The 12,536-nt window shown below is 65.8% G+C and carries 10 protein-coding genes; 6 read left to right on the top strand and 4 right to left on the bottom strand.

What is annotated here, in order from left to right:
• Positions 1–571, top strand: a 571-nt coding sequence (locus tag RTQ83_RS19565) for a methyl-accepting chemotaxis protein (protein ID WP_312518201.1), incomplete at its 5' end; no start/stop codon positions are given.
• 678 nt (positions 572–1,249) lie between these two features.
• Entirely contained in the window at positions 1,250–1,699 is a 450-nt protein-coding gene (locus RTQ83_RS19560; protein WP_312518203.1) for an MFS transporter, read from the top strand.
• 1 nt (position 1,700) lies between these two features.
• Here RTQ83_RS19560 and RTQ83_RS19555 read toward each other — a convergent pair whose 3' ends face one another.
• Complete coding sequence (locus RTQ83_RS19555) at positions 1,701–1,943, bottom strand: hypothetical protein (RefSeq protein WP_312518200.1); 243 nt, start codon at positions 1,941–1,943, stop codon at positions 1,701–1,703.
• Between the two features lie 135 nt (positions 1,944–2,078).
• On the opposite strand from RTQ83_RS19555, the gene RTQ83_RS19550 reads away from it, so the two are divergent.
• The 3 genes from RTQ83_RS19550 to RTQ83_RS19540 all read left to right on the top strand — a co-directional run bounded on the left by RTQ83_RS19550 (position 2,079) and on the right by RTQ83_RS19540 (position 7,347).
• Positions 2,079–3,479 carry a PLP-dependent aminotransferase family protein gene (locus tag RTQ83_RS19550; RefSeq protein WP_312518197.1) on the top strand — a complete coding sequence of 467 codons (1,401 nt, stop codon included), beginning with the start codon at positions 2,079–2,081 and terminating at the stop codon, positions 3,477–3,479.
• Between the two features lie 83 nt (positions 3,480–3,562).
• Positions 3,563–4,981, top strand: coding sequence for an MFS transporter (locus RTQ83_RS19545; protein WP_312518195.1), 1,419 nt, complete (start codon positions 3,563–3,565; stop codon positions 4,979–4,981).
• A gap of 20 nt (positions 4,982–5,001) precedes the next feature.
• Positions 5,002–7,347 carry a GH36-type glycosyl hydrolase domain-containing protein gene (locus tag RTQ83_RS19540; protein WP_312518192.1) on the top strand — a complete coding sequence of 782 codons (2,346 nt, stop codon included), beginning with the start codon at positions 5,002–5,004 and terminating at the stop codon, positions 7,345–7,347.
• Positions 7,348–7,457: 110 nt separating this feature from the next.
• Here the strand turns inward: RTQ83_RS19540 and RTQ83_RS19535 are convergent, their stop codons facing one another.
• The 3 genes from RTQ83_RS19535 to RTQ83_RS19525 form a co-directional block, all read right to left on the bottom strand.
• Positions 7,458–9,254, bottom strand: coding sequence for a glycoside hydrolase family 16 protein (locus RTQ83_RS19535; RefSeq protein WP_312518189.1), 1,797 nt, complete (start codon positions 9,252–9,254; stop codon positions 7,458–7,460).
• Between the two features lie 225 nt (positions 9,255–9,479).
• Positions 9,480–10,007 (bottom strand): gluconokinase, encoded by a 528-nt coding sequence (locus RTQ83_RS19530; protein WP_312518186.1) that lies wholly within the window; start codon positions 10,005–10,007, stop codon positions 9,480–9,482.
• Between the two features lie 105 nt (positions 10,008–10,112).
• A complete protein-coding gene (locus tag RTQ83_RS19525; RefSeq protein WP_312518183.1) occupies positions 10,113–11,162 on the bottom strand; it encodes a LacI family DNA-binding transcriptional regulator in 1,050 nt (349 codons plus the stop codon).
• A gap of 191 nt (positions 11,163–11,353) precedes the next feature.
• On the opposite strand from RTQ83_RS19525, the gene RTQ83_RS19520 reads away from it, so the two are divergent.
• A complete protein-coding gene (locus tag RTQ83_RS19520) occupies positions 11,354–12,532 on the top strand; it encodes a YaiO family outer membrane beta-barrel protein (RefSeq protein WP_312518180.1) in 1,179 nt (392 codons plus the stop codon).
• Positions 12,533–12,536 lie beyond the last annotated feature (4 nt).

The raw sequence follows: 12,536 nt of genomic DNA, 5'->3' as shown, positions 1-12,536 counted from the left end.
ATCGGAAGTGCGCAACCTGGCGCAGCGCTCGGCCGCCGCCGCCAAGGAAATCAAGCAACTGATCGGCGACTCGGTCGAGAAAGTCGACACCGGCACCAAGCTGGTCGACCACACCGGTGCGACCATGCGCGAAGTGGTCGATTCGATCCAGCGCGTGACCGACATCATGGGCGAGATCTCGTCGGCCAGCCAGGAACAGATCACCGGCATCGACCAGGTCAACCAGGCCATGGGCTCGATGGACAACGCGACCCAGCAGAACGCCGCCCTGGTCGAGGAAGCCACCGCCGCCACCGCCGCCCTGCAGGAACAGGCTCAGCGCCTGGCGCAGGTGGTGGATGTGTTTAAGCTCGATCCGCGCCATGCCGTGGCTGCGACCAAGGCGCCGGTTGCGGTCAAGGCTGCGCCGGCTCCGGTGCGCAAGGCGCTGGCTGCGGCGTCTGCCGCCAAGCCGGCTGCGAAAGCGGCGCCAAGCGCTACTGCATCGGCTGCCGCCAAACCTGCAGCCGCGTCGCGCGCCAAGCCGGTCGCATCGACCAAGGTCTCGGAAACCGAGTGGGAAGAGTTCTGATGTCCTGACCGGGGTGCACGCCCCGGGTAGTCAAATTGAACGCCGCCGTTCCCTATACCGGGCACGGCGGCGTTTTTGTTGCGTCCTTCTTCGCGCGTCTAAACACGCCATCTTTCATCTTTCAGTATGCCAAACAAAAATATTTTCATAAATGTATTGCTATAAATAAAGATTACTACCCGATCTTCCCGCAACCGCTCCACGCCGGGCGCTCGCCCGCCGCTTGATGGCACATCAAAGGCGACATCGCTTCAGGCTCGTCCCGGGAGCTGCTCCTGCACGCGCTACGCGTGTCCCTTCCGCCGTTCCTTCAAACTTACGTAAAACTATTTACAGCTAGCTTTACCGTTGAATTCCTGCTTCGTCGAAGCCGGTTTCACCTTGCAGTTTTGCAGGGCCAGAGCCTTCTTCTCCACAGGCTGACACGGTGGAACTCACCGCCATACGTATAAGACTACACAAATTTAAATGAGTTCCAGGTTAGCTGTTAAAAACCATTTGGGCCACTAGCTGGCGCTCTCGAGCGCAAAGATTTTCTATCAGGACCACAATTTGACTTCCACCAGCTCACGCATACCGACGGCAGCGGCACATCCGAATTCCTCTTTTCCCACCATGAACGTGATCGGCTTCACGCCTGGATCGGCTTCACGCCTGGAATAGTGGCTGCGCCTGGTGATGGTAATTTTCGTCGCCAATATCGCCGGCAACCTGATCTCGAGCCGCCTCGCCACCCGCTTCGGCCTGCGTAACACGGTGATCTGGATGGGCGCGGTAGGCAGCGCGATCAGCACACCGCTGCTGTTCTATGTGCCGCAGATGTTCATCGGCGACTTCGCGGTGGCCTGCGCGTTCGGTGCGCTGTACGGCCTGACGCTGGGCGGCTTCGTGCCGCTGTCGGCGCTGATGCCGCTCCTGGTGCCGAAGAACCGCGCCGCTGCCCTGTCGGTGCTGAGCCTGGGCGCCGGCGCCTCGACCTGGGTCGGCCCGGCCATCGTCGCCATCTTCAGCGCCTCGCTGGGCGTGGCCGGCATCATCTGGATCTTCGCCGGCCTGTATGCGCTCAGCGCGTTCCTGATGATTCCGCTGCGCGATCCGGAGGGACTGCGCGACGCGGCGCCGGCCTGACTTACCACCACGTGAAGTTCAGGTCCAGGCCGATCTTTTGGGCCAGGAAGAAGGTGCCGAACACCAGGCCGGTCAGCAGCAGCGCGAAGAGGACGGCAATCTTGCCGACCATGCGCAGCACCGCGCGGCGCTCTTCCTGCTTGCCCTTCTTGCCTTGGTCGTAATGCCACTTCACGGCGAAAAACATGCCGGTACATAGGACGATCACCTTGAACGTGCCGGCGATGATAGGGAACCATTCCATAATATTTGCGTACTTCCAGGTTTGTACTTGAGGATGCTTACTTGGCCGGAGCGATGTCCGGTCAGGTGGGAGGATGGTATTGCTGCGGGTTCTGAGGCATTCTACTCAAAAGCAATTTCCATACATTGAGACAAAATGTCCCAGTTGAAAACCATACAAGATGACGATTCGCCAAGCTGGCTGCCGCACCTGGCCAGGCACGGCGGACCGCGTTTCCTGCAGATCGCCGATGCCCTGCAGGCGGCGCTCGCCAGCGGAACGCTGAAACCGGGCGACCGCCTGCCGCCCCAGCGCCAGCTGGCAGCGCAACTGGACGTCGACCTGACCACGATCACGCGCGCCTACGACGAAGCCCGGCGCCGCAACCTGCTGGAAGGCCGCGGCGCCCGCGGTACCTATGTGGCGGCGCCGAAGGTCGAACTGGACTCGGTCCTCGACCTGAGCATGAACACCCCGCCACCGCCGGACGGCGTCGACTTCGACGACCTGCTGAAACAAGGCCTGTCCCAGGTGCTGATGCAGGCAGACAACGAATTGCTGATGACTTACCACCTGGGCGGCGGAAGCGATGCCGACCGCAAAGCCGGCGCCCGGTGGCTGGCGCCGATGTTCGGACCGCTCGATTCACGCCAGCTGGTCGTCTGCCCGGGGGCGCAGGCGGCGATCGCCGCCTTGATGCTGGCGCTGACCGAGCCCGGCGACGTCATCCTGGCGGAGCCGATGAGTTATCCGGGATTGCGCGCCGCCACCACCCAGTTCGGCCGCCGCATCGTCGCGGTGGGAGCGGACGGGCACGGCATGGTGCCCGAGATGCTCGAGCAGGCCTGCCGCCGGCACCAGCCCGGGCTGGTCTACCTGAATCCGACCCTGCAAAACCCGACCGCCATCACCATGCCCGAACACCGGCGCAAGGCGCTGGCCGGCATCGCGCAGCGCTGCAATGTCCGCATCGTCGAGGACGATCCCTACTGGCTGCTGGCCGATGCCGCGCCGCCGCCCATCGCCGCGTTCGCCCCCGAACACGTGCTCTACATTTCCACCCTGTCGAAATGCCTGACGCCCGGCCTGCGCGTCGCCTTCGTGCTGGTACGCGACCCGCAGGTGCGCGAGCGTTTCCTGGTCGCGCTCAGGTCGTTTGCACTGATGGCCGCGCCGCTGACGGCGGCCCTGGCCACGCAATGGATACTCGACGGTTCGGCCGACCGATTGCTGCAGGGCGTGTGCAAGGAGGCGCGCCTGCGCCACCGGATGGCGCGCGACATCCTGGCCGGGCGCTACGGCGGCGCCGGCGACGGCCTGCACGTATGGCTCGCGCTGCCGGCCTACTGGCACTCTTCGCAGCTGGCGCAGGCCGCCGACAGCGAGGGCATCGCGGTCACCCCGGCCGAGGCCTTCGCAACCGGCGACGCATCGGTGAATGCGATCCGGATCTCGCTGGGCAGCATCAAGGACCGTGGACACCTGCAGGCGGGGCTGCAGCGGCTGTCGCATCTGCTGGCGCAGCGGCCCGAGCCTTTCAACCCTGCCGTTGTTTGACATGCCATCGCGCCAGGCGCATACTGGATGAAGATGTTAGCGCTATCAACTATTAAAAACACCATAGACATCCGGAGACAGACATGCTCAACAGCGGGCCCGAAACGGCGGCCGCCACGCCGCCTGCCGCGCAGTCCAAGGCGCCCCCGGCCGCGCCTTCCACCAGCCAACTAGGCTGGCGCGAAAAGCTCAGCTATGGCGTGGCCGACATGGGCTTCAATTTTTATTGGGCCAATATCGCCACCTTCCTGCTGATCTTCTATACCGATACCTTCGGCATCTCGGCTGCGCAGGCTGCCACCCTGCTCGCTTCGATCAAGCTGATCAACGCCTTCACCGACCCGCTGATCGGCGCCGCCGCCGACCGCACCACTACCCGCTTTGGCAAGTTCCGCCCCTACCTGGTGTGGATGTCGGTGCCGCTGGCCGCCGCCGCCGTGCTCACCTACACCACGCCCGACCTCGGCGCCGACGGCAAGCTGCTGTGGGCCTACGGCAGCTACCTGGCGATGATGGTCTGCTACACCTGCGTCAACATACCGTATAACGCCCTGTCCGGCGTGATGTCGGCCGACCCGCAGGAACGCTCCACCATCAACGGCCTGCGCTTCATCTTCGCCTTCGGCGGCAGCACGCTGGTGACGGCCGCCACGCCATCGATGGTGGGGTGGCTGGGCGCCGGCGACGACGTGCGCGGCTGGCAGCTGACCATGCTGGCCTGGAGCGTGGCCGCCTCGCTGCTGTTCCTCGTCACCTTCCTCAACACGCAAGAGCGCGTAGCGCCGCCGCCGAACCAAAAAAGCGACGTGCTGCGCGACATCCGCGACCTGGCCGCCAACCGTCCATGGGTGGTGCTGTTCGTGCTGGCGCTGGTAATCATGGTGACCATCACCCTGCGCACCACTACCTCGGCCTACTACTTCAAGTACGTGGTCGAGCGCCCCGAACTGATGGCCAGCTTCGTGCCGACCTATATGGTGTTCGCCGCCATCGGCGCCGCCTGCACGCCGCTGCTGACGCGCTTCATCGACAAGAAGCTGTTGATGATCATCCTGATGAGCGCCACCGCCGTGCTGTCGTCGGCCTTCTTCCTGATCCCGCCCGAGCGCATCGACCTGATGTTCGTGCTGCAGGCCGGCCTGGGCCTGGTGCTGGGACCGAAGTCGCCGCTGGCGTTCTCGATGTATGCCGACACTGCCGACTACAACGAATGGTCCACCGGCCGCCGCGCCACCGCCATGACCTTCGCCGCCGCCACCTTCTCGCAAAAGCTCGGTACCGCGGTCGCGGTGAGCGTGATCGGCGCCGTCTTCACCTCGCTCGGCTACGTGCCGAACGCGGCGCAAACGGTCGGCTCGCAGGCCGGCATCGTGTGGCTGATGTCGTTCGTGCCGGCCGCCTTTGCCCTGCTGGCAGTGCTGGTCATGTTCTTCTATAACCTCGACGCCAGGCTGCTGGCGCGCATTCAGCTCGAACTCGCCGCACGCAAGGCGGCGCCATGACATCCACGGAGACCCGATCCATGCTGCACCCGCAAGACGACCGTTATGTGCTGACCAGCCCGACCGCCATGCCGCAGGCCGGCGGCTTCCTGTGGAACCGCAGGATGATGATCCAGGTGACCTGCCGCGGCTATGCCACCGCCCAGTTCATGCAGCCGGAACCGGCCAAGTATTCGCACGCGCCGAACCTGGAAGCCAAGTCCTTCATGCAGCCGGAGCAGGCCTATTACGCCCACCATCCGGGCCGCTTCTTCTACGTCAAGGACGAAGAGACCGGCGAGCTGTTCTCGGCGCCCCACGAACCGGTGCGCGGCGGCGTCGACCGCTTCGAATTCTCGGTCGGCCCGCAAGACCTGCGCTGGACCGTGGAGAAGCTGGGCATCCGCATCGAACTCACCCTCACGCTGCCGCTGGAAGACGTGGCCGAGCTGTGGTCGTTCGCGGTCACCAACCTGTCCGGGCGTAAGCGCAAAATCAGCGTCTACCCCTACTTCACGATCGGCTACATGTCGTGGATGAACCAGTCGGCCGAGTACCGGCACGACCTGGGCGGCATCGTGGCCTCGAGCGTGACGCCGTACCAGAAGCTGGAAGACTATTTTAAAAATCGCCTGTTCAAGGACAAGACGGTGCTGCTGTGCGAGCAGGCGCCGGATGCATGGGAAGTCAACCAGTCCGCGTTCGAAGGCGAAGGCGGGCTGCATGCGCCGTCGGCCGTGAACGAAGAACGCCTGGCCTGCGGCGACGCACGCTACGAAACGCCGGTCGGCGTGGTGCAGTATCGCTTCGATCTGGCACCAAACGCGCAGGAGCAGCGCCGCCTGCTGTTCGGCCCGGCATTCGACGACGCCGAAGTCGCGCAGCTGCGCACGCGCCACCTGAGCGAAACGGCCTTCGCCGCCGCCGCGCGCGAGCAGCAGGCGTACCAGAAGGAAGGCGCCGGCGTGCTGTCGATCGCCACGCCCGATAAGGAATTCGACAACTTCGTCAACCGCTGGCTGGCGCGCCAGGTCTTCTATCACGGCGACGTCAATCGCCTGTCCACCGACCCGCAGACCCGCAACTACCTGCAGGACAATATGGGCATGGCCTACGTCAAGCCCGCCTCGGCGCGTGCCGCCTTCCTGCACGCCTTGAGCCAGCAGGAACCGAGCGGCGCGATGCCGGACGGGATCCTGCTGTTTGCGGGCGCAGAGCTCAAGTACATCAACCAGATCCCGCACACCGACCACTGCGTGTGGCTGCCGGTCTGCCTGCGCGCCTATCTCGACGAGACCGGCGACGACGCCATCCTCGACGAACAAGTCAGCGCCGCCGACGGCAGCACGAAGAGCGCCTTCGAGCGCATCTGCCTGGCGATGGACTGGCTGCTGCACAAGCGCGACGCGCGCGGCCTGAGTTACATCGAGCAGGGCGACTGGTGCGATCCGATGAACATGGTCGGCTACAAAGGCCGTGGCGTGTCCGGCTGGCTGACCGTGGCCGCCGGCTATGCACTGAAACTCTGGAGCGCCATGTGCGCGGCGCGCGGCGAAGCGGCGCTGGCGGCACGCTTCGAGGCCGGCGTGCAGGACCTGAACCGCGCCGCCAACACCCACCTGTGGGACGGCGCCTGGTACGCGCGCGGCATCACCGACGACGACGTCAAGTTCGGCGTCGCGGCCGACCCTGAGGGCCGCATCTACCTGAATCCGCAAAGCTGGAGCTTCCTGTCGGGCGCGGCCAGCGACGACCAGCGTTCCCTGATGCTTGCCCAGATCGACGAGCAGCTGGCCACGCCCTACGGCGTACAGATGTTCGCCCCGCCCTACAGCAAGATGCGCGACGACGTCGGCCGCGTCACGCAGAAGCACCCAGGGTCGGCCGAGAACGGCGCGGTGTACAACCATGCGGCCGTGTTCTACATCTACAGCCTGTACACGATCGGCGAAACCGAGCGCGCTTTCGATGCGCTGCGCAAGATGATTCCGGGGCCGGATCAGGAGGACTACCTGCGGCGCGGCCAACTGCCGGTGTTCATTCCGAACTACTACCGCGGCGCGTACAAGGAATACCCGCGCACGGCCGGGCGTTCGAGCCAGCTGTTCAACACCGGCACCGTGGCCTGGGTGTATCGCTGCGTGATCGAAGGCTTGTGTGGTTTGAGGGGCGACGGCAATGGACTGGCGGTGGCGCCGCAGCTGCCGGCGCACTGGCCCGGCATGTCGGTCACGCGCCACTTCCGTGGCGCGACCTTCGAGGTCGAGATCAAGCGCGGGGCGGTCGATCAGGTCACGGTGAACTGCGATGGTGCGATGCTGCCGGCGCCACGCGTCGACAACATCGAGCCAGGCCGCACCTACCGCCTGGAGGTAACGGTCCCGTAGGGTTGGCGGCTATGCCGCCGACGCGTCGATTGTTACCGGCTCCGATGTCGTATCGGACGACCGTGCCGCCAACGATCACCGCGTCGGCGGCGAAGCCGCCAACCCTACGTTTATTGCATGGTGTACGTCTGCTGCGCCGTATCCACGGCAAATCCGCGCGCCGCATCCCAGTACGTGAACCAGTAGCGCACCGTGTCGCCAACCTTCAACCCACCCGCGGTGTACGTGTTATTGCTGCCGCTAAGCTGCATACGCACGTTCTGCTGCGCCCCGTTGTTCACGGTGTAGTGCACATCGGCCCAGCCCCCGGTAGTGGTCCGGAACTGCAGCATGGTGCTCGACGTCTGCGTCGCCGACGTCGGACCATTGTTCTGCGGCGGCGGCGTCACCGTACCACCGCCACCCGACTCCCACACGATATCGTCGATCGCGAACTGGAAGGCGGACGTCGGCAGACTGCCGTCGATGCTCGAGATCATGAAGATATCGCTCAGCGACTGCGCCGCCACCAGTGTTCCAAGCAGGTTCGAGACCGGAATCGAAGCCTGCGCCCACTGCCCGTTGCGGGTCAGGCCATAGGCCGTGGTATTGGCCGGGAAGTTGACCCAGTTCTGATTGGTGTAGGTATCGCCCACGCCGATGCGGAAGCCCACATTCGCCGGAATCTTGATGCGGAACTTGACCGTGCCGTTGCTGCGGTAGTTGCTCAGGTCACGCGCCTGGCGCGCCTGGATGCCGCCGCCGAACCACTGGCCGGGCGTGGTGTAGTTCCAGGCGATCACGTTGCTGCCTTCGTAGGCCGCGGTGTTGCCGGCGCCGGTGGAGGCGGTATTCCACAGGAAGATGTCGGAGCTGGTACCCGCCACCAGCTTGCCGTTGACGGCCGTGTTATCGGTGAACACGCCGAACTTGCCGGCCACCTCGGGCACGGTCTGGTTGCCCAGCTTGACCTGGCCCTTGCCGTCGAGCTGATACACGCGCACATAGTCGACGTACATCGTGCCCGGCAGCGGCGCCGTGACCTGCCCCGGATTGGCGGCGTCGGTGAAGTTGCCGCCCACCGCCATGTTCAGCAGCAGGTAGAACGGTGCCTGCAGCGCGCTCGAATTGACCGGCAGCGGCGCGTCGTACATATTGCGCTCGACGCCGTTGTCGACCACCGAGAAGCGCATCTCGCTCTCGGTCCAGTAGAAGCGGTAGGTGACGAAACGGTTCGCCAGCGAAGCAGAAGGCACGACCCAGTTCTTGGTCTGCCACGCGGTGGACGCGGCGCAGCTCTCGTTGCCCGGCACGCAGGCCGCCTGCTGCCAGGTAATCACGTTCGAACCGACGAAGTGGTTCGACGACGGCGCATTGCCCTTGGCCCGCTCGACCGCCTTGTGGCCCATCTCCATCACGTCGATCTCGCCGTTGCGCGGCCAGCCCTGCGAACTGGTGCCGAGCAGCCAGGCTGCCGGCCACAAGCCGGTGCCCAGGTTCGGCGTGGCGATGCGGAATTCGATCATCCCGTACTGCACCTGCACCTTGCCGCGTGTATCGAGCCGCGCCGAGGTGAACGCGTTGCTGCCGACTGTCTGGCTGCGCGCCTGGATCGCCAGCGCGCGCGTGCCCGATTCAAACGGCACGTTGACGATCGAGGCGTTATTGGGGCTGTAGGTCTGCAGCTCTGCGTTGCCGTAGCCGCACAGGCCGATCTGGCAGCCGTTGCCGTCCTGGAGGTTCCAGGTGCCGGTGTTGACGCTGTTGCCGTTGAATTCCTCGGACCACAGCAGCTGGCCGATTTGCGGGTTGGTGACGCTGGCGGCGGCTTGCGCGCCGCAGGCCAGCAGCAGGCCGGCGGCGAGCGCGCGCAACGGCTTGCGCTTCGAATGATGGATCGCACGACTGGTCGAACGGTGGTTGTTCACTTTGGCTCCTCTTTTCTCACTTTTTTCACTTCAATGAAAATGTGGCTGTGCCACACTGCGCCAACTTGGGGGTTGGTCTCGAATGAATGTGATCGAAAGCTGGAATTGGAAACCTTTCCAATCGTGTGTGGAAAATATAGTCTGATTTAACCGGGGCGTCAAACCGATGAGAACGCTGCGTGTGGCGTTACCCCACACGCATAAGCGATGGCGGTGGCTTAGCGTTTAGGCGCTGTGGCGCAGGATCTGCTCTACCAGCTGCTCCGGCGTATCGCGGATATCGAGCGTCACGCCCGCCTCGTCCGCCTGCAGCGGCTCGAGCGTCGCGAGCTGGCTGTCGAGCAGCGAGACCGGCATGTAGTGCCCCGGCCGATCGCTCATGCGCTCGGCCAGCACCGCGCGCGGGCCGGCCAGGTGGGCGAAGCGCACGTCGGCCGCGCCGCCGCGCAGCACGTCGCGATACGCGCGCTTGAGCGACGAGCAGCCCAGCACCACGCCACCCGCCGCGTGTCGAGCGATCTCGCCCTGCAGCGTCAGCAGCCAGTCGCGCCGGTCGTCGTCGGTCAGGGCGACGCCGGCCGACATCTTGGCGACGTTGGCGGCGCTGTGGAAGGCGTCGCCTTCGATGAACGGCACGCCGAGCCGATGCGCCAGCAGCGCGCCGATCTTGCTCTTGCCGCAGCCGCTGACACCCATTACCACCCAGGTGGTGGCCGTCGATGCGCTCTGATCCGCGCTCTGATCCGTAGTCATGATGTTTCCTGATAGCGCTAACAAAACCATCGATTGTAGCGCTTTGGGCGCGAATGTAAAGCGCGCCCGGGCGTAACCGCAGGTCAGGGACAGGACTGCGCGGCGTCAGGCGCTCTCGCGCTCCTGCAGCGAGAAGCCGAGGTCGATGCGTCTCTGCTCCGGCTCGCTGCCCTTGATCAGCTGCAGCAGCAGCGACGCCGCCTCGAAGCCGATCCGGTAGCGCGGCGTGCCGATCGTGGTCAGGGACGGCATCATCCAGGCCGACGCCGGCAAGTCGTTGAAGCCGCATACGGCCACGTCCTGCGGGATGCGGATGCCGTGGCGCTGGCAGTGGTAGACCGCGCCGTGCGCCAGGTCGTCGTTGCAGCAGAACACGGCGTCGCAATCGGGTACCTGTTCCAGCATGCGCTTGAGCAGATCGGCGCCAAGCGCGATGGTCGAAGGATCGGGCACCATCAGTTCCAGTGCCTCGTCGAACAGGCCGGCCTCGCGCATCGCCTGGCGATAGCCGTCGGCGCGGCGCAGCGTGCGCTCGTCGAGCTGGGCGCCGATGAAGCCGATGCGGCGGTAGCCGCGCCCGATCAAATGGCGCGTCATCGCCATGCCGGCATCCAGCTGCGAGAAGCCGACCGACAGCACGTTGGGGTCGTCGGACAGGTCCATCATCGACACCGCCGGCACGTTCGACGCCGCCAGCATCGCCGACACCGCCGGGCTGTGGGCCAGGCTCGACAGCAGGATGCCGTCCGGGCTGGACTGCAGGTAGGTGCGCAGCAGCTTTTCTTCCTCGGCTTCCGAGTAATGCGTGTTGCCGATCAGGAGCTGGTACTGGCCCGGCCCCACCGCGTCGTGGATCCCTTCCAGCACCGCCGTGAACACGGCGTTCGACAGCGACGGCACCAGCACCGCGATCACGTGCGACTGGCTCGAGGCCAGCGCGCGCGCCGCGCGATTCGGCACGTAGCCAAGTGTTGCCACGGCCTGTTCGACCTTGGCGCGGGTGGCGTCCGACACCATCTGCGGCTGGCTCAGCGCGCGCGACGCGGTCATGATCGACACGCCGGCCAATCCCGCCACTTCCTCGAGCGTCGCGCGCCCCGTCCCCCTGCCCTTGCCCCTGCTGCCGCCCTGGCCCCGGCTGCCCTTGTCCATCATGCTCCTGTTCCGATCGCTACTGCCGTCATGTCGATGCCGGGCGCCGCGCGCCAGGCCGATGCACAGCATACCATCGGCCGCGCCGCTCCTGTGCAGAGCTCAACGCGACGCCATGCACCGGATGAGTGCGTTATGCTTGACGCGTGACAGCCCCTGCGGCAGAGTGCCGCCATTGTTTACCCAACGCGTCCATGTTCGTCGATTTTCAGCCGCCACCCGCCAGCGCCCCGGCGCCGCAAGCCGATGCCGCCGTCTCGTTCGAGGCGGCCTATGCACGTGCGCGCGAACATGCCAACGGCGGCCAGCCCGAACTGGCGCTGGCCGAGTACAGTGCCCTGCTGGCGCGCTCGCCCGGCAACGCCGACGTGCTGCTGGGACGCGGCATCGTGTATTCGCGCCTGGAACGCTGGGATGAAGCCGAAGCCGACCTGACGGCGGCGGCGCGCGTGGCGCCCGACTATGCCGATGTGTGGTCGGCGCTGGCCGACCTGTATCGCTGGAGCGCGCGCCCACAGCAGGCGATCGCGGCCTACGACCGCCTGATCGCGCTGCAGCCGGACGTTCCAGCACATCGCGCGGCGCGTGCCGCCGTACAAAGTGGTGAAGCCGATGCGGCGCCCGTCACGCAAGAACCGCCGGCCATCGCGCAGCAGCGCGCCGCCAGCCCCGATGCCGCGATCGCCGCCGGCTACAGCTGGCTGGCCAACCTGTCCTCGTCCTGGCTCGACGTCGGCGACACCCCGCGCTGGAACGAGCAGACGCTGAGCGTGCGCCACTACCTGCGCGGCGGCTCGCTCGCCTTCGAGACCCTGCGCGCGCACCGCTTCGAGCAGACCGGGCACGCCTGGGCCCTGGACGCCTACGTCGACCTGTGGCGCGGTGCCTATGCCAACCTGCGCTACCAGAAGGCGCCGGGCGCGCGCCTGTTCCCGGCCAACGCCGGCCGCGTGGAGCTGTACCAGGCGCTCGGACGCGGCTGGGAACTCTCGCTCAGCGACGACGTGCTCGGCTTCGACCAACGCGTGAACATCTACGGCGTCGGCATCGCGCGCTACGTCGGCAACTTCTATCTGCAGCTGCGCCACCAGAACATCGTCTCCGAAGGATCGCACGGTTCGGGCGATCGCCTGCTGGGCCGCTACTATTACCGCGGCGACGCCGACAGCTACGTCGAGCTGCGCGTCAACCGCGGCCGCAGCGACGACGCGCTGTCCCTGACCGGCGGACGCACGCGTTCGGGCGGCGGCGGCATCGACGTGCTGCATTACTTCACGCGCGACTGGGGCGGGCGCTTCGGCGCCAGCCTGTCGCGCGACGGCGGCGCGGGCCGTGAACGGGGCGTGACGTTCGCGCTGTATCGCCGATGGTGACGGC

This window comes from Massilia sp. (genome assembly GCF_031995545.1).
GTDB lineage: Bacteria > Pseudomonadota > Gammaproteobacteria > Burkholderiales > Burkholderiaceae_D > Telluria.
This window is presented reverse-complemented; position numbering and strand designations above follow the sequence as displayed.